Consider the following 24,359-nt stretch of genomic DNA (forward strand, 5'->3'; position numbering starts at 1 on the left):
TTGGCGTCATCTGATTTAGGATCAAACCTGTACTTTAATGCGCCGCAGCCGCAAGGCGTTGGTCAGCACGAAAACCGATGAAAACGCCATCGCCGACGCGGCAAGGATCGGCGACAGTAAAATGCCGAACATTGGATACAGCACGCCAGCCGCAACAGGGATCAGCGCGACGTTATAGCCAAAGGCCCAGAACAGGTTCTGACGGATGTTGCGCAGGGTTTCCTGCGATACCGCAATGGCGCTGTTCACACCGGTCAAGCTGCCCGACATCAGCACCACATCTGCCGATTCAATGGCCACATCCGTGCCGGTGCCAATCGCGATCCCCACATTCGCATGGGCCAAGGCAGGCGCATCATTGATCCCGTCCCCGACAAAGGCGATGTGACTATCCTGACCGCGCAGCTGGTCTAACGCGGCGATTTTACCATCGGGCAACACCCCTGCGACCACGTGGTCGATCCCCAAACGCGCCGCGACACTTTGCGCTGTTTTGGGATCATCGCCAGTGATCATCGCAACCTTGATCCCACGATCATGCAATGCCTCTATCGCGGCTTTGCTGTCAGGTTTGATCGGGTCAGATATCGCGATTAATCCGGCCATTTTCCCAGAGATAGAGACATAAAATACCGTTTCGCCCTGCCCTGTACGGGCATCAAATTCGCGCGCGAACCCGGTTGTATCAACCTGCAGCCCCTCCATCAGCCGGGCGTTGCCGATGTGAATTTCCTGCCCGTTCACCGACGCGGTGACGCCTTGGCCGTTGATGGCCTGAAACCCCGTGGCCTCGGGCAAGGTCATGTTTTTGGCGGCGGTGGTAATCGCGCTGGAAATCGGGTGTTCTGACTGCGTTTCTACGGCAGCGACCTGCGCCAACAGGCTGTCACGCGACCGACCCAGTGCCGGGATCAATGCGGTCAGCGCAGGGCGTCCTTGTGTCAGCGTGCCGGTTTTATCAAAGGCCACGATATTGACGCTGCCAAGCCCCTGCAAAGCATCGCCTTTGCGGAATAACACGCCCAGTTCAGCGGCGCGGCCTGTGCCCACCATGATCGATGTCGGCGTCGCCAGCCCCATCGCGCAGGGGCAGGCGATGATCAGCACGGACACGCCCGCGACCAACGCATGCGAAAACACGGGCGACGGACCGAATATAGCCCAGACCGCCACGGTCAACAGCGCCACCGCCAGCACCGCCGGCACAAACCAAAGCGTCACGCGGTCGACCAACCCTTGGATCGGCAGCCGCGCCCCTTGGGCCTGCTGCACCATCCGGATGATCTGCGCGAGGGTCGTATCGTCGCCCACCGAGGTCACCCGACAGGTCAGACTGCCCGTGCCGTTCACCGTACCGCCTGTGACCGGGTCACCCGCCGTTTTGCGCAGCGGCATAGGTTCGCCCGTGATCATGCTTTCGTCGATACCGGATTCACCGCTGATGATCGTGGCATCGGTTGGTAAACGTTCGCCCGGGCGGATCAGGATCTGATCTCCTACCTTCAGGGCCGAGATATCAACGTCGACCCAGTCCGACCCGCGTTTGACCCGCGCGGTGTTGGGTTGCAGCCCCATCAGTTTCTGGATCGCCAGCCCCGTGCGCCCCTTTGCCCGCGCCTCAAGCCAGCGGCCCAGCAGGATCAACGCGATGATTGCGGCTGCGGCCTCAAAGTACACCTCGCGAGCGGCGGCGGGCAAAAGCTGCGGCAAGAACAGCGCGACGGTCGAATAGGTAAACGCCGCACCGGTACCCAAGGCGACGAGACTGTTCATGTCAGGCGCACCGCGCAGAAGCGCAGGGATGCCCACCGTATAAAACTTGCGTCCCGGCCCAAGAATCAGCACCGCCGTCAGCACAAACTGGATCAGCCAACTGCCCTGTTGTCCGATGGTGCTGGCAATCAACATATGCATCGCGTGGAACATATGCGCGCCCATCGCCAACACGACCACAGGCAGCGCCAAAGCCGCCGCGAAATAGAACGCACGTGCGCCTTCGGCCGCTTCTTCACGCCGCTTTACGGCTTGGTTCTTGGTGGTGTCTTTGGTCGCCGCCGTGGCGGGATAGCCAATATCGCTGGTCGCTTTGGTCAGCGCGTCGATCTGCAAGGCACCCTGCGGATAGGTCACCATCGCCGTGTCACTCGCCAGATTAACGCTGACCTCGGTCACGCCGGGCACCGACCGCAACGCCTTTTCAACACGTGCGGCACATCCGCCGCAGGTCATTCCATTGATCGAAAGGGTTTGTGTTTGATCCAGCGTCATGACGTGCATCCTAAATCTGGTGTACCACACCCATATATGATGCCGGATACAAAGTTGAACAAGTCGCGACACGCATCTGGTTGATAGCAGATAAAGAAACCGGCGTTATCGGCTGGCGCACGCGAGAGTCCTGCCGCTGCCCGAACTCTTCGAACGCGGCTCAGGGTTCTTTGGTGTCGCTGGGCTGGTCCTCATCGGGATCGTCGATCAATTCGGCATCTTCGATGTCAGACCGCGTTGCAACAGGCGGTTCGGCATCCGCGCCCGACTTGTCCTCTAGGCCGCCGACAATCAGCGGCAGCATTTGCAACCCGCCGGGCATCGCAACTTCGGTCATGGGGGGTGTTTTCCAAGCCAAAGTATCAAAGCTGTGGCAATTTTCGCAGGTCGGGGCCCATGCTGCGTGAATATGCTGGCAATTCTCGCAGATCCATTGTGGCCCGCGCGACACGGTCAGCACCCGGGCAAGCCAGCCCTTAACTACATTGTCCGGCGCACCTTCACCGCGTTCAATCGCAGCCATCAAGGTGACAGACCGCGCGGTGGGGTCGGTTTCCACCAGATCACCCAAGGACCGCCGCGCTTGGGGGAAATCCTCGTTTGCGATGTTCAGCTCGGCCAGCAGCATCTTGGTTTCCGGGTGATCCGGTTGCAACTTGGTCAGGGTGGTGAACCGCTTTAACCGCTCGCTGGGGCTTTCGTCCGGTGCGATGGCGGCAAAGGCGGCGGCCAGATCGGGATGTGGATGAACGGCCCATGCTTTTTTCAGCAGTCGCGTGGCGTATTTGGGTTTGCCTTCGTCGATAAACCCATGCGCGGCCATGACGGCGGCAGGGATCAGATCGGGCGACAGGCGGTTCGCCTCGATTGCGGCTTCGCGCGCTTCAATGCTGTTGCCTTCGGCAAACACGTCTTTTGCCTCGGACAGGGCCAGAACCGCGTCGCGACGCTTGTGCACATCGCGGGGCAGTTGTCCGTTCTTCAGTTTGGTGTTCAGGGTCTCGCGGGCCCCCTTCCAGTCTTCTTTTTCGGCCTGAAGCTTGAGCAGCACATCGCCCGTTTCTTCGTGCTTGGGCTTTAGGGCAAAGGCCTTTTGCGCCAATTTCAGCGCCGTATCCGTATCCCCATCGGCCAGCTTTTGCTTCATGATGCCACGCACGCCAACAAAACGTGTCGCGTCATTTTCCACCATCTTGCGATAGGATTCTTCGGCCAGGCGGCGGTCGCCAGCCATCTCGGCGGCCTGCGCGATCAACAGGTTGGTCAGCTCCGGCTTTTCCAGATATTTCTCGGCCTTGGCGGCCTTGGTTAGCGCAACATGCCCTTCACCGCTGGCCAGCGCCATCAGCCCTTGGGACAGCGCCTCGTAGCCTTTTCTTTCGCGGTTGCGGTCAAAATAGCGCGACATTGCCGTTTCATCGCCATTCAAGAAATGCCAGGTCGCCACCAACAGCGTGATCACCTTGAGCAACAGCCAAACTGCAATCACCAACAAAATAACGGCGATGACAGATTGCAGCGGGCCAAAGCTGTATTCGGTCCCCATGACCGTCACCTGCAACCCGCCCGTGCTTTCCATCAGGAAACCAGCGCCCCATGCCAGCGCAGCAATCGCGACAACGAAAAGAATGATCTTAATCAGTGACCAAAGCATATTAGGTTCCTTAGTTTGCCGTCAGGCGCTGCGACAGGGTATCAAGGGCATCTTGCGCAGCTTCGCGGGTTTGCGCCGCCGCAGTCCAATCGGCAAGGGGTGCTTTTGCTGTATCGGGCAATGTGTCGATTTCGGCCAATGCCTCGGCCAGCTGGCCACGGCGCATTGCATCTTCGGCACGCGACAGGATCGCATCAGGATCATCGCCAGCACGCGGTGTCACGGACCGCGCCCCAAGCTGGTTTTTCACGAAACGTCCCAACACGCCGCCAGTCCCGGCGGGTGCATCCGCGCGCACGGCTGCCAATGCAGCGCGCGCCGCATCTGGAAACCGGTCCTGCAAATCCGAAAGCGTCGCGGCACCTGTTTCAGCGGCATCGGTCAATGCGGGCGGGACATCTTGAACGCCGTTTGCCTGCAATGCGGCAACCTCAGCAGTAAAGGGCGCGCCGGTGCTGAGCGCGGCAACGATACGTGCAAGGGCGGTTTGAGCCGCCGCAGATTGCGCCGCTTGTTTGGTGGCTTCTTCAACGCTTAGGGCATCATCCAGCATTTTCTGGATCTCTGCCCGTTGGGTTTCAGCGGATGATTTTAACGCCGCAAGCTCGGCTTCGAACCCCGAGGTATCAAGCTGCGAAGCCTCGCCCGCAACGGGTGCCGGACGGTTGGCGATTTCATCGACACGGGCGGTCAGATCGGCAATCGCGGCATCAATGGCGCTGGTATCAGCCGCAGGTGCCGGTTCTGCTGTCGATTTTTCAAGCGTTGCGATCCGCCCTTCTAACGCGGCAAGATCCTGCGCCAGTGCGGTTTGCGTATAAGTATCGCCGCGTAGGTCCAGCAGGTCCAGTTCGGCAGCGGCAAAACCGATGCCGCCCGCAACAATCCCGCCTAGCAACAATGGAAAAAACACGCTGCCACGCTTAGCTGGCGCGTCTTTGACTTCGGCCGTTGTGGGCGACGCTACCGAGGGGCTGGAGGGCGCTGTGGTTTTCACCTCAGCCGCTGTCTTTTCAGCCTTTGTACCGGGCGAAGCTGCTTCGGCCTTAGTCTGCGATGGTGCGCGCTGGTCCGGTTTTGGGCTGTCTTTCCGGGGCGCGTCCTTTTTCGCCACCGTTTTTGCGGCGCTCGACGTTTCGCCAACTGACGTCGAGGCACTTTTGGCCGCCGTGGTGGTGGATGCCTTGCTTGCCGATACTTTTGCAGCGTCAGTCTTTATCGCCGGCTTGGCCTTTTTCGCCGGCGTCTTACGGGCGGTTTTTGGCTTGGTCGCGGCGGTAGAGGCGCGTGAAGTTGGATTTTCCGCAGGTTTCTCCCCGCCCGTGCTCGGAGTGTTCGCTTTCGCCACGCTTGGCACCTTTCCGATTCTCGTTACTTGTCAGGCTGTATTATACAACCTTAGACAGCATTTGGGGTGGTCTTCAAGATAACGTGGCCCAATCCAAAGCAGTTTCAAGTGCGTCATACACGCACGCGCTGCTTGGCTCATCAGCCACGATCAACTTCCCAGCACCGCAATCTGCAAGGGGTTGTGCGACGGCATCGCTTAACGCGACAATAATTAGGCTATCAGCCTTCGTGCAAAAGCTCGCAAGATGCGCCGCAGTCCGGGGTGAGAAAACCGGTATAATACAGGGAAGCCCAGAGGATAACGCCTGTTGCGCATCAGGCGACAGCGGCAAAAGCTGTTGATCGTAGACCGCTATAGCCTCGGTCTGAATGCCCGCCTCTGACAGCCGCGCCGCGACATCGCCACGCTGATGCACACCGCTGATATGGATCAACGGACCGGGGGGCTTTGTTTTAATCACCTCTTTAATCAATTCTTCTGCATTCTGGCCTGACGCGACCGCGCTCCACCCATGCGCCCGCGCGACTTGGGCGGTGCGTTCGCCCACACAATAGGCAGGACGCCCATCCCCCGGCGGTGCATATGCCACACCATTCGCCGAGGTGAAAATCACACCGCGATGGCGTGCCATATCCAGATCGGCCCCGGTCGGAACAATCTGCAACAGAGGGCTGATAAGGATCGACAGTTTGGCCCGCAGGTCCGGCTTTATCCCGGCGACAAAACGCCGCGAATCCAGGGCAGGGCGGGTCATGATCAGCACAGGCAGCGACATTCGGCAGCAGCACCCCAAGGATTGTTCCGTCTGTCCCAAGGTGTTACTTGGCCAGGGTCACCCTTGCAACGGAAACAGCCATGATTGTTCTAGGATTAGAAAGCAGCTGCGACGATACCGCTGCCGCCATCGTGCGCCATACATCCGGTGCCGGCGGGGTTGTTTTGTCTTCTGTTGTGGTCGGGCAAACCGATCTGCACGCGGCTTTCGGCGGTGTTGTCCCCGAAATTGCCGCCCGCGCCCATGCCGAGAAACTGGACCTGTGTGTCGAGCAAGCTTTGGAAAAAGCGGCTCTAACACTGGCCGATATCGACGCAATCGCGGTGACGGCCGGACCCGGTTTAATCGGCGGGGTGCTGTCGGGCGTCATGTGTGCAAAGGGGCTGTCGGCTGCGACCGGCAAACCGCTCTATGGCGTGAACCATCTGGCGGGCCACGCGCTGACGCCGCGCCTGACCGACAATGTGGCCTATCCCTATCTGATGCTTTTGGTGTCGGGCGGGCACTGCCAATTTCTGCTGGTACATAGTGCAGACAGGTTTGAACGGCTGGGCGGCACCATCGATGACGCCCCGGGAGAGGCCTTCGACAAGGTTGCACGCCTTATTTCATTACCGCAACCCGGTGGCCCCGCGATAGAAAAGGCGGCTGTGGACGGTGATCCGAAACGCTTTGCCTTACCGCGCCCTTTGCTGGACAGGCCCGATTGCGACATGTCATTTTCGGGGTTAAAAACCGCCGTGCTGCGCGCCCGTGACAAGGTGATCGCCGAAAAAGGCGGGCTGACCGTTCAGGATCAGGCCGACCTAGCCGCCGGGTTTCAGGCCACCGTCGTGGATGTGCTGATCGAAAAGACACGGCGCGCGATGGCGATTTATATGGCACATGCCCCATCTGAACCTGCTTTGTGTGTGGCAGGCGGTGTTGCTGCAAACACGGCCATTCGCCACGGGTTAGAGACTGTTTCGGACGAAAACACCGCGCGTTTCATCGCCCCACCGCTTGCGCTGTGCACCGATAATGCCGCCATGATCGCCTATGCGGCGGCAGAGCAAAGCAGCCTGCGCGACCCTGACGATCTGACGCTATCCGCCCGGCCCCGCTGGCCGCTGGATACCAATCAGCCGTCGATGTTGGGCAGCGGCAAAAAAGGGGCAAAAGCATGAGCATCGCGGTTCTTGGTGCTGGCGCATTCGGCACGGCGCTGGCCATTTCACTGGCGCATAAAGGGCCGGTTTCGCTGTGGGCGCGCGACAGCGGCAACATGGCGCAAGCGCGCGAAAATACGAAACGACTGCCGGGCTGCCCCTTTCCCGCACCGCTGTTTGTCACCGAAGCCATCGCAGAGGCCGCAAAGGCTGACATTATTCTGGTGGCCGTTCCTATGCAGAAACTGCGCGGGTTTCTGGCCCAGAATGCCGGTTTTCTGGATGGTAAGGCCATCGTTGCCTGCTGCAAAGGGATTGAGCTGGAAACCGGGCTTGGCCCCATTGCCGTGATCCGCGAAACACTGGCGCACGCGGTGCCCGCCATCCTGACCGGCCCCAGCTTTGGCGCTGATATCGCACGCGGATTACCGACGGCGCTGACGCTGGCCTGTGCCGATGCAGAGATGGGCAAGACGCTGCAAACCGCGCTGACCACCGAAAACCTGCGGCTGTACCGAACGACCGACACAATCGGCGCAGAACTGGGCGGCGCGTTAAAGAATGTCGTCGCCATTGCCTGCGGTGCCGTGATGGGTGCCGGTCTGGGCGAAAGCGCGCGCGCCGCTTTACTGACCCGGGGGTTCGCCGAAATGCAGCGGCTGGCCAAACACCTAAAGGCCCGGCCTGAAACTTTGGCCGGGCTGTCGGGTTTTGGCGATCTGGTGCTCACCTGCACCTCTGCCCAATCGCGCAACTATCGACTTGGCCTCGCCTTTGGGGAAAATCTGCCCTTTGACAGCACCACAACCGTCGAAGGGGCGGCCACCGCCCGCGCAGTTGATGCCCTTGCCCGTGAACACGGGTTGGACCTGCCGATCACCGCGGCCGTTGCAGGGTTGATCGAGAACCGATTAGATGTTCCCAGCGCCATGAAATCGCTTTTGACCCGTCCGCTAAAGGAAGAATAATATGCTCGTTGCCCTATTTGCCCATGACAAACCCGGCGCATTGCCTGTGCGTCAGGAAAACCGCCCGGCCCATGTCGATTACCTAAAATCAACCGGTTGCGTTGCGCAGGCAGGCCCTTTGTTGGACGACGACGGTCAAATGTGCGGATCGCTGGTGATTTTGGATGTCGCCGATATGACCGCCGCGCAAAGCTGGGCGGATAATGACCCTTACGCCAAGGCAGGGCTGTTTGCGGATGTGCAACTGGTCGCGTGGAACAGGGTCATCGGCTGATGGCGTATTGGTTGTTCAAATCCGAACCCTCGACATGGGGCTGGGATGATCAGGTTGCCAAAGGGGATGCGGGCGAGGAATGGGATGGCGTGCGCAACTATCAGGCGCGCAATTTCATGCGCGACATGGCGATCGGCGACCGTGGGTTTTTTTATCATTCGCAAGGTGAGCGCGCCATTGTCGGCATTGTCGAGGTCTGCGCCGAGGCCCATCAGGACAGTTCAACCGATGATGCGCGTTGGACCTGTGTCGATATCAAAGCGGTGCGACCCTTTAAAAACCCCGTGACGCTGGACCAGATCAAGGCAGATGGCAGGTTTGACGACATGCCCTTGGTCAAAAGCCCGCGATTGTCGGTGCAGCCCGTCACAGACCAGCAGTGGCAACAGATTTGCGCGATGGGCGATACCGAAGCCTAGGGTAGTGGGTGTCTGAAATGTAAAAAGGGTTCCGGCGCAGCGCCAGAACCCTTTCTCACCCCACGCGTTCCCCGAAAGGCCACCTCGCATGTATCGAAATATGTTCTGGCCATCCTGACCGACTTGGATGTGGTACTACCCCGGCCGATTCTGTGCAAGAATCTAGAGCTTCAAAGGGGATATAATAAAGAAACGCCCAATTAACCAATCGGGCGCTTCTGTCTCGGGTTCACTTTGAAAGGGCGCGCAGCTTAGCCGTACACAGCCTCTTTGCCAAAGTGTTTGGTCAGCATGTAATAGATCACGGCGCGGTATTTGTTGCGCTCGGATTTGCCGTAAATTTCGACAACTTTATGGATCGCATCCATCAGCTCGGGGCCATCGGCCATGCCCAGCTTTTTCATCAGGAAGTTCTTTTTAACCAGCTCAAGTTCGCTTTCCTGGCCCGCTGCGACGGTCTGTGCGTCCGCGTTGTAAATCGCTGGCCCGCAACCAATCGTCACCTTGGTTAGCAACGGCATATCAGGCGTCATGCCACATTTATTTGTCAGATCATCCGCGTATTTCGCGATCCATTCGTCTCTCTTACCCATTACTTAGCTCCATGCTTATCCTTGACCGTTCATTGCGGCCTCGCGCTGAACCCTATTAACAATTTCGCTTTGGCAAAAGAAATTTATGTTCCACTGCCTAGGGACGATGTTAACCAATTTTTAATAATTATTTGTTCAGGCGGTGAAATGTGGCCGCTAAACAGGGGTCGGACGACCTTGTTGCGCGACCGAAACTGCGCGATGCTGGCCAGATGATCTTGCTTCGTTTCTCCGCTTTCATCGTTGTCGCGAGCACCCTTGGTGCCATTGCTGGCCCCTTGCCTGAACCGGTCCGTGCATCGGCCTATGCCCCCGTGAACATGGACGAAGCATTGCTGGGCCAATTGCTGTTTTACGATCCTATTCTGTCAGGAAACAAGAACATCGCCTGCGCGACCTGCCACCACCCCAAGTTTGCCACCAGCGACGGCGTTGCACTGGGCATCGGCGAAGGCGGCATCGGGCTGGGGCCTGCGCGGCGCGGTGATCCAGACAACATGCCGCCTGATCGAATCCCCCGCAACTCGCCCGCGCTGTTTAACCTTGGCGCGTCCGAATTCACCGTCATGTTTCACGATGGCCGGATCGAGGTCGACGACACCACACGCTCTGGCTTTCGCACGCCGCTGGACGATGACATGCTTGATGGCTTTGCCTCGCTTTTGTCTGCGCAGACCATGTTTCCCGTGCTCAGCCCAGATGAAATGGCCGGCCAAGAGCTTGAGAATGACGTGTCCAAGGCCGTGCGGCAGGGGCTGATCACAGGCCAAGGCGGCGCATGGGATATTTTGGCGCGCAGGGTTGCCGCCCTTCCCGACTATGCGCAGCGGTTTCTGGCCGTGTATGACCATATCGACAGCCCGGATCAGATCGCCTTTACCGATATCTCGAACGCGATTTCTGTGTTTGTTGCGCATGAATGGCGGTCGGACACATCCGTATTTGATGCCTATCTAAGAGATCACGAAACGGCCTATCCGGTGGACGCAGCCCGCGGAATGACCCTGTTTTATGGCGACGCAGGGTGCAGCAACTGCCATGCCGGGCCTTTTCAGACAGATCACAAGTTTCACCCCATGGGTGCGCCCCAGCTTGGCCCGGGCAAAGCGGCAGCGTTCGAAACCCATGTCCATGATCTGGGCCGGAACAGGGTCACCGGTGATCCGGCGGATACCTTTGCATTTCGCACGCCCTCTTTGCGCAATGTCATGCAAACCGGGCCTTGGGGCCATGCCGGTGCCCATAGCAAGATTGATGAATTCATCGGTGATCATCTAGATCCGCGCGCCGCTGCAGATCGGTTTAGCGCTGAATCAAACGCCCGTAAGACCGTGCAACTTCCCCCGATTGAGTTCGATGACTGGCGCGAGATGGACGATCCAACCGCGCGCGATCGCATTATTCAGGCGGCGCTGGTTCGTGCGCCTGTTATCCTCAACCCATCAGACATCGCGGCCTTGGTGGCGTTCCTGAAAACCTTGGACGACGACACGGCGCTAGACGGGCGCATGGGCATTCCAGACGCCGTGCCAAGCGGTCTGACGGTCGGTGGCGTCGCGGATTAGTCCGCTTGGCGGATGGTCAGGGTGTCGCCCGCGTTCACGGTAAATCCGTCGCTTTGTGATCCGTCCGGCCAACGGACTGTCACCTGCGCCTGATGCGCGGGCCCTATACCGAAATGCAACGGTGCGACAACAGCACCGGCATGTCCGCCGCCGATGGTTACTTGTTGGTTTTGCCGCATATCGCCCGCGCGTATGCTGACCCGCGCCCCGATGGCAAAACGGTTTCCGCCTGCCCCGTAGACCTGCACAGACACGGCATTGCCCGCCCCTTGGGTGGCGTTTTGATACAGCCGCATTGGCGCACGGCGGTTCACCACAATCAGATCAAGCAGACCATCCCCGTCGAAATCTGCCAGTCCCGCCCCCCGTGACCGCGCGACATCGGCAATGCCTGCGCTTTCCCCCGCTTCGGTAAACTTGCCATCAGGCCCTTGGATCAGCAGGTTATTCGGGTCGCGCATGGCCATACCCGGCATCTGATCCACATTGCCCTTGGCGATAAAAAGATCTGGTAGGGCATCGTTATTCACGTCGCCAAAAGTGGCATGCCAGCCGGTCGATGGCCGCCCGTCCCCCTTGAGATATGGATTATGCGCGTAGGTGCCAATGTCATAGGGCGCGTTGACATAGCTGCCATCGGACTGCGCGATCTGCATCAATTGATCCCCCATCGACGTCAACATCAGCTCGTCCCGGTCATCGCCTGTCAGATCACGGCTGGCGATCCCCATGCCCCATAAAGACACCGCCGGAAATCCGTCATCAAGGCCCAGAAAGCGGCGTTCGTGAATGTCCCACAGCTGCTCTGCCCCGCCGGTCAGATAGTAATGCCTGTCGTTAGAGATACGCAGCGACATTACTCCACGGGCATCTTCGGCGGCCAACATAGACAAGGTGCAGTACCCCGGCTCCAGCGTCATCGCGGTGTAACGTGGCGCGTTTCCTGCGGATGGTGTCAGAATGGTGTGGGTATCGCAGGTGCCAAACGGGCCTTCTGGATCTGCGCGATCCACATAGTGCCCAACGGCGAGCGTAGGAAATTTTGCACCCGCGTCCCACCACGCGGTAAAGGCGGTTGTCCATTGATCGATCTGGGGGATGGCCCAGAGGTCCGTCACATCGGTAAATCCGCAATCAGGCCCCCCGCGCAACACACGGTCGGGCCCGACGCGCATCACGTATAAATCCAGAACTGCATCACCATCGATATCCACCGGATAGGCCCCGGTCACGCCGGTCATATCGTCCAAGGCAGATACCGTATCGAATGCAATTTCCCCTTCGTTAGAGACGTTTTTGAGCAAGATCATCGGCGACGTGCCGCCAGCTGCCACGATGTCGGGCAACCCGTCGTTTGAGCAGTCAAAGACCGACACACCGCCGCCCACGAAATGTTCCCAGCCGCCAGTATATTGGTGCTCTGGCAGCCTGTGCGTGATGTCTTGAAAAACCGGGTTTGCCTGCACAGGTCCAGCCGCCATGACGCAGACCAAAGGCAGCAAGCGGATCATGCCGCAGTTTCACCCAGCAAAGCATCCGTGACCTCGGACAGGGCCAGCGCCCCCGCACCTTTTGCCCAGACAGAGCCGCTCCATGCGTTGATGTCTACCGGGGTAGGCGCACGCCCCGCAGGCAGGGTCATGCTGTTCATTTCGGCCAGCACCTCATCGGTGGTCAGATAGTCATAGCGCATACGCTCGCCGCTTAGTATGATCCGCTCGGGGTCGAACAGCTGCACGATATTTGCCAAGCCAACGCTTAGAAACCGCCCCGCCCGTCTAAAGATCGCCAGCGCGGCCTCGTTCCCGGCGTTCGCCTCTTCATACAGGGTTTCGATCATGGTCATGGCCGAATTACTGGCTCTGGGATCGCTATCCAAGGCGGTCCCGGCCTCGCGAACCAAGGCGTAATCGGCGACATAAGCCTCAAGACAGCCACGCTGGCCACAGCGACACAGCGCGCCATCAAGCTGCACCTTGGTGTGGCCCAGCTCCATCCCCGGGCCCAGCGCGCCACGGAACAAGCGGTTGTTCAGCACAAGCCCCATGCCAACGCCACGTTCGATGGTCACCACAACGAAATTCGACGTGCCCCGCCCGGCCCCGAACCATAATTCCGCCAGCGTCAGAAGGTTGGTATCATTGTCCAATGAAACTGGCAGATCAAGTTCCTGAACCAGCATTTCACGCAGGGGTATGTTGGTGTCGGTCAAGACAGGCGACCATTGCACAATACCGGTTTGTGCATCCACAATGCCCGGCAATCCGATGCCGATGGCGCTAATGGAATCATGGGTTTGACCGGCTTTCTGCAACAGCTTGCGGATCAGGGTCGACACTTCGGCCAGAACCTCTGTCGTGGTCTGGCGCAAGGCACCACTGGCCAGATGCGCTTCGGCGATGACGGTCCCTGCAAGGTCCAACAGGATCGCAGTGTGACGTTCGTCTGACAGCTTCATGCCGATCACAAAACGACTACGTGGTGCCACGCGCAATGCAATCGGCGGGCGGCCTCGGCTGGGTCCGCGCTGGTTGTCCTCGACCTCTTGCAGCAGGCCGCGCGTGATCAGGTCTGACGTGATGGTGGTAACGGAACCGGGGCTGATATCAAGGGTGCGGGCAACATCCATTCGGGGCATATGGCCAGCGGCGCGTACCTGTTCAAACACCTGTTGGCGCAGCGGGCGTGTGTCGTCTTGCGATAGCATAAGCCGCGGTCCGCAGCCAGAAACCGCTGTTTCGCTACCTTCAAGAGTGCCTTGCCGAATTAGTTTGCTGGCCAAACTTTATCCTCCCGTGATATCTCTCGATCTAATCACTTCTCCCTAGATCCCCGGAAATAGGCCTCATTTTGCCGATCTCTGTCAAATTATTTGTCCATTTTTTGAAAATTTATTTTGACAACTGAATTAAAACGCGCAACCTCAGTGCACGGAAAAAATCGATGCCGCTTAGGACATCGGAATCATTTCATCTGGGAGGAAAGAAATGCGTAAACTCTTTATGGCAGCGGCTGTCGCCACTGCCGGATTCACCCATGCCGCCACCGCGCAAGACATTACCGTCGGCGTAAGCTGGTCAAATTTCCAAGAAGAACGCTGGAAGACTGATGAAGCAGCGATCAAAGCTGCTTTGGATGCCGCCGGTGCCAAATACGTCAGCTCTGACGCGCAGTCGTCCTCGGCCAAGCAATTGTCGGACGTGGAAAGCCTGATCGCCCAAGGTGTTGATGCCCTGATCATTCTGGCCCAAGACAGCCAAGCGATCGGCCCGGCCATCACAGCCGCTGCTGACGAAGGTATTCCGGTTGTCGGTTATGACCGCCTGATCGAAGACCCTCGTGCGTTTTACCTGACATTCGACAACGTCGAAGTTGGCCGCATGCAGGCCCGCGCTGTTTACGAAGCCATGCCCAAAGGCAACTACGTCATGATCAAAGGGTCGCCCACCGATCCAAACGCCGACTTCCTGCGTGGCGGTCAACAAGAAGTGCTGCAAGCCGCGATTGACGCGGGCGACATCATCATCGTTGCCGAAGCGTATACAGATGGCTGGTTGCCTGCCAACGCGCAGCGCAACATGGAACAGATCCTGACCGCGCAAGACAACAAAGTTGATGCAGTTGTTGCATCCAACGACGGTACAGCCGGCGGCGTTGTTGCCGCCCTGACAGCTCAAGGTATGGAAGGCACGCCTGTATCTGGCCAAGACGGCGACCATGCTGCGCTGAACCGCGTTGCCAAGGGCACACAGACCGTTAGCGTTTGGAAAGACGCCCGCGATCTGGGTAAAAACGCTGCTGAAATCGCAGTTGCCCTTGCTGGTGGTACGGAAATGGGTGCCATCGACGGCGCGTCCGAATGGACATCGCCCGGCGGCACAACATTGTCGGCCAAGTTCCTGGCACCTGTGCCGGTTACCATCGACAACCTAGACGCTGTGCTAGACGCCGGCTGGATCACCAAAGAGGCCCTTTGCCAAGGTGTTACAGACGTCGCAGCCTGCGAATAATCACAACAACAGCATCCCGGCACTGGTCGGGATGCACCCCCCATTTTCCTTTCAAGCGCGGGCCCTTTGCCTGACCAATAGCCCCACCGCTGAAAGACACCGCGGCCCAATCCGGAACCCAATGACATGACAGACACATCAACATCCGGGACAGATACGCATCCGTCACCGACTGCCCCAAAACGTTCGTTTCTAACGCAACTTGAAATCGACACGCGTCTGTTAGGCATGATCGGTGCCTTTGTGCTGGTGTGTCTGGTGTTCAACGTCCTGACCGATGGCCGTTTTCTGACGCCGCGCAATATTTTTAACCTGACCATCCAAACCGTCAGTGTCGCCATTATGGCCACGGGCATGGTGTTTGTGATCGTCACCCGCCACATCGATCTGTCTGTGGGTGCCATGCTGGCGACGTGCTCTGCCGCAATGGCCATGACGCAAACTGACATTCTGCCCAAGATGCTGGGGCTTGGCCTTGGGCATCCGTTGATCCCTTGGATTACGATTGCGATCGGGTTGCTGATCGGCACCGTGATCGGCGCGTTGCAGGGTTGGCTGGTTGGGTATCTGACCATCCCCGCCTTTATCGTGACGCTGGGCGGTCTTTTGATCTGGCGCAACGTGGCGTGGTACATGACAGACGGTCAAACCATTGGCCCGCTTGATGAAACATTCCGCAAATTCGGCGGTATCAACGGGACGCTGGGTGAAACATGGTCTTGGGTTGTCGGGCTAATCGCTGTGGCGATGGCGCTTTGGGCGCTATGGTCTTCGCGGCGCAACAAGATCGGGCATGGCTTTCCCGTCAAACCCGTCTGGGCCGAAGCGGTTGTCGGGTTGATCATCGCCGCGGGTATCCTTGGCTTTGTCGCTATCCTGAACGCTTATGAGGTGCCGACCGCCCGCCTGCTCCGCGAATTCAAGGCGCGCGGCGAGGCGATGCCAGACGGCTATACCGCCGCATATGGCATTCCCTATTCCGTCTTGATGTTGATCGCGATTGCAATCGCCATGACCGTAATGGCCAAACGCACACGGCTGGGGCGCTATATCTTTGCGACCGGCGGCAACCCTGATGCGGCAGAGCTGTCCGGCATCAACACGCGGCTGCTGACGGTCAAGGTATTTGCCCTGATGGGCGCATTGGTAGCGCTGTCTGCGGTTGTCGCATCGGCCCGCCTCACCAACCATTCCAACGACATTGGCACGCTGGATGAACTGCGCGTCATCGCCGCTGCTGTCATTGGCGGCACCGCCCTTGCTGGCGGGATCGGCACCATTCACGGTGCAATCCTAGGCGCGCTGATCATGCAGTCGCTGCAATCCGGAATGGCGATGGTCGGGGTCGACGCGCCGCTGCAAAACATCGTTGTGGGGTCTGTTCTTGTCCTCGCCGTCTGGATCGACATTGTCTATCGCCGCCGCACGGGAGGGAAATGATGACACCTTTAGTAGAGCTCAAAAACATCTCGCTGTCCTTTGGCGGTGTGCGCGCCGTCGATAACGTATCGCTTGATCTTTATCCGGGCGAAGTTGTCGGCCTGCTGGGCCATAACGGCGCAGGCAAATCAACGCTGATCAAGATCCTTGCGGGTGCCTATCAGATGGACGAGGGCGAGATCTGGATTGATGGTAAGAAGGCCAGCATTCATTCCCCCCGCGACGCCCGCCGTCACAATATTGAAACGATCTATCAAACGCTGGCGCTGGCCGACAATCTGGATGCGGCAAGCAACCTGTTTCTGGGCCGTGAGCTAACCAACAGTATTGGCTTGGTCGACGATGCCCAGATGGAGGCCGAGACCCGCAAGATCATGGCGCGTCTGAACCCCAACTTCAAAAAGATAAACGAGCCTGTTTCAGCGCTTTCCGGGGGGCAGCGGCAATCGGTGGCGATTGCCCGCGCGGTGTATTTCAATGCGAAAATCCTGATCATGGACGAACCCACAGCCGCCCTAGGTGTGCATGAAAGCAAGATGGTCGCGGACCTGATCAAAGAACTAAAGGCCCAAGGTTTGGGTATTTTCCTGATCAGCCACGACACTCGCGAAATGCTGGACCTGTGCGACCGTGTGTCAGTGATGAAAAACGGCACGTTGATCGGCACCGAAAAAGTCGGCGACGTGACCGAGGATGACATCCTGAGCATGATCATCATGGGCAAAGCGCGCGACGTTGCTTAGGCTCTGACAAAGGGAAAAACGCATGTTTTTGGGTCTTGATCTGGGTACCTCAGGCTTGAAAGCCCTGCTGGTCGACGCCGATGAGAACATCATCGCTGAGGCCAGCGCCCCCTTGCAAGTATCGCGCGCCCATGACGGGTGGAGCGAGCAAAACCCCGATGATTGGTTCACCGCCTGCGCAACTGCAATTGCCGGCCTTGGCGTTGATCTAAGCGGCGTTCAGGGCATCGGGCTAAGCGGTCACATGCATGGCGCGACACTGATTGATGCAAACGGCGCGGCCTTGCGCCCCTGCATGTTATGGAACGACACCCGTGCGGCTGTTGAGGCGGCTGAATTCGACGCCGATCCGATCTGGCGGCAGGTAACTGGCAACATTGTGTTCCCCGGTTTTACCGCACCCAAGGTCGAATGGGTCCGGCGGCACGAACCCGATGTATTTGCCAAAATCGACAAGGTTTTACTGCCCAAAGACGCCTTGCGACTTTGGCTGACGGGTGAAGCCGTATCTGAAATGTCCGACGCTGCGGGCACCAGCTGGCTGGATACCGGCGCGCGCGATTGGTCCGATGAATTGCTGGCGCTATCCGGCCTGTCGCGGGCGCAAATGCCCCGGCTTGTCGAAGGGTCCGAGGTTTCTGGTGCCCTGAGCGGATCAATTGCCGCCAAGCTTGGGCTGCCGGCGGGCATTCCTGTCGCCGGTGGTGGTGGCGATAATGCTGCTTCGGCCATCGGGATGGGCGTCGTGAAACCGGGTCAGGCGTTTGTGTCACTGGGCACCTCTGGTGTGTTGTTTGCCGCCACGCCCAGCTATGCTGCCGCCCCCGAAAGCGCTTTGCACAGTTTTTGCCACGCCTTACCCGGGCTTTGGCATCAGATGGGGGTGATCCTGTCTGCGACCGACGCGCTGAATTGGCTGGCAGGTGTGTTGCAAGAAGATGCGCAAAGCCTGACCGGTGATCTGGGGCCGTTGCAGGCCCCCGGCCGGACAATTTTCATGCCCTATCTGGGCGGTGAACGTACCCCACATAACGATGCGCAAATCCGTGCTGGTTTCCTGCATCTTGGCCACGCGACCGACCGCAATGCGATGGTTCGCGCCGTGCTTGAGGGCGTCACCCACGCCCTGCGCGACAGTTTTGACGCAATGACGACGACCGGCACCAAAATCGACAGCCTGATCGCTGTCGGCGGCGGATCAAAGTCCGGTTATTGGCTTCAGGCCATCGCAACATCCCTAAATATGCCCATTCAGCTGCCTGCGGCTGGCGACTTTGGTGCAGCGCTTGGTGCCGCACGTTTGGGCCGCATGGCAGCGACTGGCGCAGGGGCTGAAACTGCCGTCGCCCCCCCGATTTCTGGCGTAATAGAGCCTGATTCAAAGCTGGTTCCCGCCTTTGCAGAGGCCCACGCCCGCTATTCCGAGACATACCGCGCAATCAAATCTTTGCGCTGAACTAGAGATAAGGACCCCTCCCATGACTGATTTTTTCGACGGCATCCCGGCGATCACCTATGACCCCGACGCGACCCATGATTTCACCTATCGCAGCTATAACCCGGACGAGATGCTGATGGGCAAAACCATGGCCGAGCATCTGCGCTTTGCCGTGGCCTATTGGCACAGCTTTGCCTGGGAGGGCGGCGACCCGTTTGGCGGTCAAACCTTCGAGCGTCCTTGGTTCGGCGACACGATGGACCACGCCAAGATCAAAGCCGACACAGCCTTTGATATGTTCAAAATCCTTGGCCAGCCGTATTTCTGTTTCCACGACGCCGATGTGCGCCCCGAGGGTGATACATTCGCCGAAAGCACTGCGCGCCTGCACGAGATCACCGATTATTTCGGCGAAAAGATGGAGCAGACCGGCACCAAGCTGCTGTGGGGCACCGCGAATCTGTTTTCGAACCGTCGCTACATGTCGGGCGCCGCGACCAACCCCGACCCGGATGTGTTTGCCTATAGCGCTGCGACCGTCAAAGAATGCATTGATGTCACGCACAAGCTGGGTGGTGAAAACTATGTGCTTTGGGGTGGGCGCGAAGGCTATGAAACGCTGCTGAACACCGACATGAAACGCGAACGCCAGCAGGCAGGCAGGTTCCTGCAAATGGCGGTCGAATATGCACATAAAATCGGGTTCAAAGGCAGCATCCTGATAGAGCCTAAACCGCAGGAACCCACCAAACATCAGTATGATTACGACGTCGCGACCGTCTATGGTTTCCTCAAGGATTTCGGGCTTGAGAACGAGGTGAAGGTTAACATCGAGCAAGGGCACGCGATCCTGGCCGGGCATTCGTTTGAACACGAGCTGGCGCTTGCCTCCGCGCTTGGGATTTTCGGGTCGATCGACATGAACCGAAATGACTATCAATCGGGCTGGGACACTGACCAGTTCCCCAACTCCGTGCCCGAAGTCGCACTTGCCTATTACGAAGTACTGAAAGCAGGCGGTTTCACCACAGGTGGCACGAATTTCGACGCCAAACTGCGCCGGCAATCGCTGGACGCGCAGGATCTGATCCTTGCCCATGTCGGCGCGATGGATGTTTGCGCCCGCGGGCTAAAGGCAGCTGCCGCAATGTTGGAAGATGGCAAGCTGGAGGACGCCCGCGAGGCCCGTTACGCAGGATGGGGATCGGCGCGCGGTCAGGGGTTGCTTAACAGTGATCTCGAGACGATCAACGCGCAGGTCAAGGCAGACGCGCTGAACCCGCAGCCTGCATCTGGCCGTCAAGAAGCGTTGGAGAATCTGGCAAACAGATATCTTTGACCTCTCGCCAATGGCGGAGTAATTGACCCCATGTTCAAGCGCTACGCCATATATTTCACGCCCCCGTCCGGTGGTTTCGCCCAGTTGGGGGCGTCCTGGCTGGGGTGGGATCTGGCGCGGGGGTGCAACGTTGCGCATCCCGATATCGACGGTGTCAATGTCGCGGCCATTACCGAACGGCCGCGTAAATATGGGCTGCATGCGACGATCAAAGCGCCGTTTACCCCTGCCGATGGCGTGACCGAGCAGGATTTGACCGATGCGCTAAGCGCATTTTGTGCGGGCCACCCCCCGGTCGCGCTGGACGGATTGGACCTGACGCAAATCGGTCGTTTTTTGGCGCTAACGCCTGTTGGTGATATGTCATTGCTGAACGGATTGGCATCCGACGCCATGCAATCGCTTGATCGTTTCCGCGCGCCGCTTGGGCAGGCGGAGTTCGACCGCAAAAACCGGGCCAATATGTCGGATCAGCAACGCCAGCTCCTGCGGAAATGGGGGTATCCTCATGTAGAAAAGTTCTTTCGTTTTCACATCACCCTGACCGGGCCTGTACCCGACGCGGAAATGATGCGAGTGCGTCACGCGATCGAGACCTATCTGATGCCTACGATCCCCGCACCGTTTGATATCGATAGCCTGAGCCTATGCGGCGAAGACATGGATGGCAGGTTTCACCAGATTGCGCGATGCGCGTTAGGTAAAGCTGCGAATAGTCTCTAACGCGCCGAAAAGCGCCTTGCCTTCGGGGTCTTGCAACGCCGCTTCGCGCAGGCGGGCGACCCATTCTGCCGCATCTTTGCGCCCCCTTACCATCTGCGCACCGTTCATCACGCTGTCAAATTTGGTCAGCCCCCGTGCATGGGTATCGGAATACCCTTTTATCAGCCGTCGGCAGCGCAGCATCTCGACGGATAGCGCGTAATCCTCTTCGAGCGGGGCAAGGCTGCGATCTAACCAAGCCTCAAGATGTGCGACCTCGACCGTGTGACGGCGGGTTTTCAGACGGTAGGATCGCAAGCCACCCAAAACGTACAACATCGCAAAGGCTGGCAAACTGTCAGTACGCAATCGCCGCCCCTTGCCAAACCACCGGCCCAGCCGCGCCATCAGCTTTGGTCGCCGCTCCACCCACGCGCCCAGTTTTGCGGGCAGCAGCCCGGCGATTTCCTCAGCCCTTGGATGGAAATATTCGGTCAACTGCATGACCTGGTCCGGCTCTGCCCCCATTTCCCCACGAATCCGGCTGAACCTTCGGCGGCGGGTTTTGATATCAGCGACGCGAATGATGTCATCATAAGCCATTGCGTTTGCTATATATTTAGCCGCTGCAATGCTAAGCTGCCAATCGTGCTCTGCGCTATCACGAACAATAATTCTGTCTAGCCGGTCCAGATAGACCGCCCCGTAAGCGTACCCTTGGAAATCCACGAGTTTGAGCAGACCAGCCGAGGCCATCTGCTGCACAGGGGGCGGCATGGCGCTGATACGATCAGCCACCTTCTGATAGGCGCGCAGCAAGCGCGCGGGGCCGGTAATTTCGGGCGGCTGCTCTGTCTTTTCGTCCCTGTCGGTATCGTCGCTCAGGGCCGCATCAAACCCCGCATTAAAGGCGCGCAAGCTGGCGTCGATGCCCCGGCCCCCTTCGCGGATTGCGTCCTCGAACGCGGCACGGGGAAAGGGCAAAGCCCCCGTCGCAGCAAGCGCGCCGAACAGGCTGGCAGAAATGACGGACCTCTGCTCGACGGCCAACTGCTCCATATCCGCCAGGACCAGTCTCTGCGCGGCGATTTCAGCGGCTGCGCGGACCTCCTCTGCGTCAGCGATCCCATCCCCCGGAGCCATCTTTTCCGACACAGCCAAGGCGCGGTGACTGGAGCCGATCAGTACTGTCCGATCCGGTGTGACAAAGCCGCGCATAACGGCGCGCCCGACCTCCATCATCTCGGCCGCGATCAGGATATCGACATCACCAGCCGAAGGCGCGAGCGCGAAAATCGGCTGCTGATCAGTCTTCGGTGCCATTTCAAGGTAATAGATCGTGGCCCCGGTGCGCTGCGCCACGCCGGCAACGCTGGTAGCCTGCACGACATAGCCCTGCGCATGCGCCATGGCTTCGATCCAGCCGGTCAGAACCCCGCCGCCCTGTCCGCCCACAGCCATAACAGCCAGCTTGATGATCTGGGCAGCACCCGGATTATTGGAATGTTCTGTAAATTGCTTGTTCATTGCATCATCAACCGTTTCGCGTCACGTCTGGATTGTAGCCAGCCCATCACTTTGCCGCGCTGCTGGCTACGCCATGATTCAAATCTGGTTGGATTATGCACAACATCAGCCTGATAGAAAGACGGACATAGAATTGCGCTCTCGGCCACCTCGCCGCAATTACCACAACCGACACAGGTTTGGTCAATATGCGCGACCGGGTCATCGCGCAGCGGGTCATCAAGCTTTTTCAGCGACAGTGAGGGGCAACCAGACAGCCGAATACAGGCGTGATCGCCGGTACACACATCAGGATCTACGCCGAAACGCGGGATATCAACGCGGCGGCCCTCGCTGATCGCCCGAGAGCGCAACGGTTTCTCGCGACGTTGCTTGTTAAGCATACATTCCGACGATGCGACGATGACCTTTGGCCCGTCATAATCAGTGGTTAACGCTTCGTGCAGAACCTCGCGCATTTTGCCAACATCATAGGTGCGGTCGATCTGGCGCACCCATTCCACACCGACCCCCTTTAGCGCAGCTGAAATCGGGTTGTTCGTCGATTTAGTTTCATTTTTGGCGCGGCTCGACAGCACATCCTGTCCGCCTGTGGCGGCGGAATAGTAATTGTCGACGATCACCGCGACCGTATCGGATTTGTTGAAAACCATGTTCCCGATCGAAGAACTAAGCCCGTTGTGCCAAAATCCACCATCCCCAAGGATCGAAATCGCGCGCCGTTCACCGCCCCCATCGAATGCCGCGTTCGAGGCAGGGCCAAGGCCGTACCCCATGGTCGCGCCACCAATCTCGAACGGGGGCAGCGCCGCGAACAGATGGCACCCGATATCGCCGCTGATCTGGTGTTTACCCAGCTCCTGCTCGGTCAGCTTCATCGCCGCAAAGATCGGGCGTTCGGGGCAGCCCGTGCAAAACCCCGGCGGACGGATCGGGACGGTTTTCGATAGATCCGGTATCTGTGGTGCCTCGGCATTGGGTGCCCGAACAGTGCCGGGCAGCATCTCTGGCGCGGCGGTTTTCAGAAATGCCGTTACCCCGTCCAGCATGACCTGCCCGGTGTATTCACCCGCCATTGGTAACATATCCTTGCCGTGCAATTCGACCGAACTGCGCGATTTATACAGAAAACTGCCAAGCTGCTGTTCGATAAAGTCGGGCTGCCCTTCCTCGACGACCAGCACGTGTTCCTTGCCCTGGCAAAACCGGTCAAATTCGTCTTTGACCAGCGGATAGGTGACGTTCAAAACATAAAGCGGCACGTCGCTGTTGCCATAGATATCCGCCAGCCCAAGCCGCTGTAATGCGCGCATGATGCCGTTGTACATGCCCCCCTGAACCACAATGCCCAATGGGGCACGCTCGGGGTCGAACACGTCGTTCAACTTGTTTTCAACAATGAATTTTTCAGCCGCAGGCCAGCGGTTTTGAACCTTATCCTGCTCGTGCAGATAGCTCATCGGTGGCAGGACAACCCGTGCAAAATCACTGCGCGGCGTCGATAACGCGTCACGCACGGTCAGCGGCGGCGGGACGTTATCGCGGGTGTCAAAGCTGCCTGTCACGTGGCACGATCTGATCCGAACCATCAACATCACCGGGGTATTGCTGGCCTCGGACAGTTCGAATCCGTCTTTTACAGCCTTGGTAATACTAGGTAAATTCGGGCGCGGGTCCAGCATCCAGAACTGCGATTTCATCGCAAAGGCGTGGGACCGCTCTTGCATGATCGACGATCCTTCGCCGTAATCCTCGCCCACAATCACCAGCGCGCCACCCGTCACGCCCGAGGAGCTGAGATTGGCCAAAGCATCAGCAGCGACATTAACGCCGACCGGCCCCTTGAACGTGACCGCACCGCGGATCGGATAATGGACAGAGGCTGCCAGCATCGCAGCGGCTGCCGCCTCGCTTGCGTTTGCCTCGAACCGGACGCCAAGTTCCTCAAGCACATCCTGCGCATCTGAGAGCACATCCATCAAATGGCTGATCGGCGCGCCCTGATAGCCGCCAACATAGCCCACACCGTTCTCAAGCAGCGCCTTGGTCAGCGCCAATATACCTTCGCCGGTAAAAACGTCACCGTCGCCTTTGCGCAGATGTTCTACCTCATTTTTGAAGGAGCGTTCAGCCATCTGGGCCCTT

General features: G+C 58.7%; 21 protein-coding genes. 12 read left to right on the forward strand and 9 right to left on the reverse strand.

Annotated features, from left to right (window positions below):
• Positions 1-21: 21 nt before the first annotated feature.
• From BM347_RS09505 to BM347_RS09515, 3 genes are all read right to left on the reverse strand, one after another.
• Positions 22-2,268: a heavy metal translocating P-type ATPase gene (locus tag BM347_RS09505; protein ID WP_093916597.1), complete on the reverse strand. Its 2,247-nt coding sequence runs from the start codon at positions 2,266-2,268 to the stop codon at positions 22-24.
• 160 nt (positions 2,269-2,428) lie between these two features.
• Entirely contained in the window at positions 2,429-3,922 is a 1,494-nt protein-coding gene (locus BM347_RS09510) for a heme biosynthesis protein HemY (RefSeq protein WP_093916241.1), read from the reverse strand.
• 10 nt (positions 3,923-3,932) lie between these two features.
• On the reverse strand, positions 3,933-4,835 hold the full coding sequence (locus BM347_RS09515; RefSeq protein WP_245764237.1) for a COG4223 family protein: 903 nt from the start codon (positions 4,833-4,835) through the stop codon (positions 3,933-3,935).
• A gap of 25 nt (positions 4,836-4,860) precedes the next feature.
• Between BM347_RS09515 and BM347_RS17625 the strand changes: the two genes are divergently transcribed.
• Entirely contained in the window at positions 4,861-5,352 is a 492-nt protein-coding gene (locus BM347_RS17625) for a hypothetical protein (protein ID WP_139226479.1), read from the forward strand.
• On the opposite strand, the gene BM347_RS09525 is transcribed toward BM347_RS17625, so the two are convergent.
• The gene (locus BM347_RS09525; protein WP_093916244.1) at positions 5,344-6,048 is read right to left on the reverse strand and encodes a uroporphyrinogen-III synthase; all 705 of its coding nucleotides are present in this window, start codon (positions 6,046-6,048) and stop codon (positions 5,344-5,346) included. The genes BM347_RS17625 and BM347_RS09525 overlap by 9 nt on opposite strands.
• An 80-nt stretch (positions 6,049-6,128) precedes the next feature.
• On the opposite strand from BM347_RS09525, the gene tsaD reads away from it, so the two are divergent.
• From tsaD to BM347_RS09545, 4 genes are read left to right on the forward strand one after another with little or no spacing between them, the layout of a single operon-like run.
• Complete coding sequence (tsaD, locus tag BM347_RS09530) at positions 6,129-7,214, forward strand: tRNA (adenosine(37)-N6)-threonylcarbamoyltransferase complex transferase subunit TsaD (protein WP_093916245.1); 1,086 nt, start codon at positions 6,129-6,131, stop codon at positions 7,212-7,214.
• On the forward strand, positions 7,211-8,164 hold the full coding sequence (locus BM347_RS09535) for an NAD(P)H-dependent glycerol-3-phosphate dehydrogenase (RefSeq protein WP_093916246.1): 954 nt from the start codon (positions 7,211-7,213) through the stop codon (positions 8,162-8,164). Before tsaD ends, BM347_RS09535 begins: the two co-directional genes overlap by 4 nt.
• A 1-nt stretch (position 8,165) precedes the next feature.
• Positions 8,166-8,438: a YciI family protein gene (locus BM347_RS09540; RefSeq protein WP_093916247.1), complete on the forward strand. Its 273-nt coding sequence runs from the start codon at positions 8,166-8,168 to the stop codon at positions 8,436-8,438.
• Complete coding sequence (locus BM347_RS09545; RefSeq protein ID WP_093916598.1) at positions 8,438-8,857, forward strand: EVE domain-containing protein; 420 nt, start codon at positions 8,438-8,440, stop codon at positions 8,855-8,857. The genes BM347_RS09540 and BM347_RS09545 overlap by 1 nt, the downstream gene beginning before the upstream one ends.
• A gap of 251 nt (positions 8,858-9,108) precedes the next feature.
• Here the strand turns inward: BM347_RS09545 and BM347_RS09550 are convergent, their stop codons facing one another.
• The gene (locus BM347_RS09550) at positions 9,109-9,450 is read right to left on the reverse strand and encodes a DUF2853 family protein (protein ID WP_093916248.1); all 342 of its coding nucleotides are present in this window, start codon (positions 9,448-9,450) and stop codon (positions 9,109-9,111) included.
• A gap of 212 nt (positions 9,451-9,662) precedes the next feature.
• Between BM347_RS09550 and BM347_RS09555 the strand changes: the two genes are divergently transcribed.
• Complete coding sequence (locus BM347_RS09555; protein WP_093916599.1) at positions 9,663-11,015, forward strand: cytochrome-c peroxidase; 1,353 nt, start codon at positions 9,663-9,665, stop codon at positions 11,013-11,015.
• Here BM347_RS09555 and BM347_RS09560 read toward each other — a convergent pair.
• Both BM347_RS09560 and BM347_RS09565 read right to left on the reverse strand, forming a co-directional pair.
• Complete coding sequence (locus BM347_RS09560) at positions 11,012-12,526, reverse strand: CRTAC1 family protein (protein ID WP_093916249.1); 1,515 nt, start codon at positions 12,524-12,526, stop codon at positions 11,012-11,014. The two genes, BM347_RS09555 and BM347_RS09560, sit on opposite strands and share 4 nt — an antisense overlap.
• Positions 12,523-13,722, reverse strand: a complete 1,200-nt coding sequence (locus BM347_RS09565; RefSeq protein WP_093916250.1) for an ROK family protein — start codon at positions 13,720-13,722, stop codon at positions 12,523-12,525. Before BM347_RS09565 ends, BM347_RS09560 begins: the two co-directional genes overlap by 4 nt.
• A 280-nt stretch (positions 13,723-14,002) precedes the next feature.
• Here BM347_RS09565 and xylF point away from each other — a divergent pair, with 280 nt between their 5' ends.
• The 6 genes from xylF to BM347_RS09595 all read left to right on the forward strand — a co-directional run bounded on the left by xylF (position 14,003) and on the right by BM347_RS09595 (position 20,708).
• Positions 14,003-15,025: a D-xylose ABC transporter substrate-binding protein gene (xylF, locus tag BM347_RS09570; protein ID WP_093916251.1), complete on the forward strand. Its 1,023-nt coding sequence runs from the start codon at positions 14,003-14,005 to the stop codon at positions 15,023-15,025.
• Positions 15,026-15,151: 126 nt separating this feature from the next.
• The gene (locus tag BM347_RS09575; RefSeq protein WP_093916252.1) at positions 15,152-16,465 is read left to right on the forward strand and encodes a sugar ABC transporter permease; all 1,314 of its coding nucleotides are present in this window, start codon (positions 15,152-15,154) and stop codon (positions 16,463-16,465) included.
• On the forward strand, positions 16,462-17,208 hold the full coding sequence (locus BM347_RS09580; protein ID WP_175498544.1) for an ATP-binding cassette domain-containing protein: 747 nt from the start codon (positions 16,462-16,464) through the stop codon (positions 17,206-17,208). Before BM347_RS09575 ends, BM347_RS09580 begins: the two co-directional genes overlap by 4 nt.
• A 22-nt stretch (positions 17,209-17,230) precedes the next feature.
• The gene (xylB, locus tag BM347_RS09585; protein WP_093916253.1) at positions 17,231-18,664 is read left to right on the forward strand and encodes a xylulokinase; all 1,434 of its coding nucleotides are present in this window, start codon (positions 17,231-17,233) and stop codon (positions 18,662-18,664) included.
• Positions 18,665-18,686: 22 nt separating this feature from the next.
• Positions 18,687-19,985, forward strand: coding sequence for a xylose isomerase (xylA, locus tag BM347_RS09590; protein WP_093916254.1), 1,299 nt, complete (start codon positions 18,687-18,689; stop codon positions 19,983-19,985).
• 30 nt (positions 19,986-20,015) lie between these two features.
• Complete coding sequence (locus BM347_RS09595; RefSeq protein ID WP_093916255.1) at positions 20,016-20,708, forward strand: DUF1045 domain-containing protein; 693 nt, start codon at positions 20,016-20,018, stop codon at positions 20,706-20,708.
• On the opposite strand, the gene BM347_RS09600 is transcribed toward BM347_RS09595, so the two are convergent.
• Entirely contained in the window at positions 20,682-22,214 is a 1,533-nt protein-coding gene (locus BM347_RS09600; protein ID WP_093916256.1) for an indolepyruvate oxidoreductase subunit beta family protein, read from the reverse strand. The genes BM347_RS09595 and BM347_RS09600 overlap by 27 nt on opposite strands.
• Positions 22,211-24,349, reverse strand: a complete 2,139-nt coding sequence (locus BM347_RS09605) for a thiamine pyrophosphate-dependent enzyme (protein WP_093916257.1) — start codon at positions 24,347-24,349, stop codon at positions 22,211-22,213. The genes BM347_RS09600 and BM347_RS09605 overlap by 4 nt, the downstream gene beginning before the upstream one ends.
• Between the last annotated feature and the right edge of the window lie 10 nt (positions 24,350-24,359).

It is taken from the genome of Sulfitobacter marinus (assembly GCF_900116285.1).
GTDB classification, from domain to species: Bacteria; Pseudomonadota; Alphaproteobacteria; order Rhodobacterales; family Rhodobacteraceae; genus Sulfitobacter; species Sulfitobacter marinus.

Bases quoted from the DNA above. Each gene is read 5' to 3' on its own strand.
- xylF (WP_093916251.1), top strand. From the start codon at position 14,003: ATGCGTAAACTCTTTATGGCAGCGGCTGTCGCCACTGCCGGATTCACC.
- BM347_RS09600 (WP_093916256.1), bottom strand. From the start codon at position 22,214: ATGAACAAGCAATTTACAGAACATTCCAATAATCCGGGTGCTGCCCAG.
- tsaD (WP_093916245.1), top strand. From the start codon at position 6,129: ATGATTGTTCTAGGATTAGAAAGCAGCTGCGACGATACCGCTGCCGCC.
- BM347_RS09545 (WP_093916598.1), top strand. From the start codon at position 8,438: ATGGCGTATTGGTTGTTCAAATCCGAACCCTCGACATGGGGCTGGGAT.
- BM347_RS09580 (WP_175498544.1), top strand. From the start codon at position 16,462: ATGATGACACCTTTAGTAGAGCTCAAAAACATCTCGCTGTCCTTTGGC.
- BM347_RS09575 (WP_093916252.1), top strand. From the start codon at position 15,152: ATGACAGACACATCAACATCCGGGACAGATACGCATCCGTCACCGACT.
- BM347_RS09505 (WP_093916597.1), bottom strand. From the start codon at position 2,268: ATGACGCTGGATCAAACACAAACCCTTTCGATCAATGGAATGACCTGC.
- BM347_RS09525 (WP_093916244.1), bottom strand. From the start codon at position 6,048: ATGTCGCTGCCTGTGCTGATCATGACCCGCCCTGCCCTGGATTCGCGG.
- BM347_RS09605 (WP_093916257.1), bottom strand. From the start codon at position 24,349: ATGGCTGAACGCTCCTTCAAAAATGAGGTAGAACATCTGCGCAAAGGC.
- BM347_RS09555 (WP_093916599.1), top strand. From the start codon at position 9,663: ATGATCTTGCTTCGTTTCTCCGCTTTCATCGTTGTCGCGAGCACCCTT.
- BM347_RS09565 (WP_093916250.1), bottom strand. From the start codon at position 13,722: ATGCTATCGCAAGACGACACACGCCCGCTGCGCCAACAGGTGTTTGAA.
- BM347_RS09540 (WP_093916247.1), top strand. From the start codon at position 8,166: ATGCTCGTTGCCCTATTTGCCCATGACAAACCCGGCGCATTGCCTGTG.
- BM347_RS09595 (WP_093916255.1), top strand. From the start codon at position 20,016: ATGTTCAAGCGCTACGCCATATATTTCACGCCCCCGTCCGGTGGTTTC.
- xylB (WP_093916253.1), top strand. From the start codon at position 17,231: ATGTTTTTGGGTCTTGATCTGGGTACCTCAGGCTTGAAAGCCCTGCTG.
- BM347_RS09535 (WP_093916246.1), top strand. From the start codon at position 7,211: ATGAGCATCGCGGTTCTTGGTGCTGGCGCATTCGGCACGGCGCTGGCC.
- BM347_RS09510 (WP_093916241.1), bottom strand. From the start codon at position 3,922: ATGCTTTGGTCACTGATTAAGATCATTCTTTTCGTTGTCGCGATTGCT.
- BM347_RS09550 (WP_093916248.1), bottom strand. From the start codon at position 9,450: ATGGGTAAGAGAGACGAATGGATCGCGAAATACGCGGATGATCTGACA.
- xylA (WP_093916254.1), top strand. From the start codon at position 18,687: ATGACTGATTTTTTCGACGGCATCCCGGCGATCACCTATGACCCCGAC.
- BM347_RS09560 (WP_093916249.1), bottom strand. From the start codon at position 12,526: ATGATCCGCTTGCTGCCTTTGGTCTGCGTCATGGCGGCTGGACCTGTG.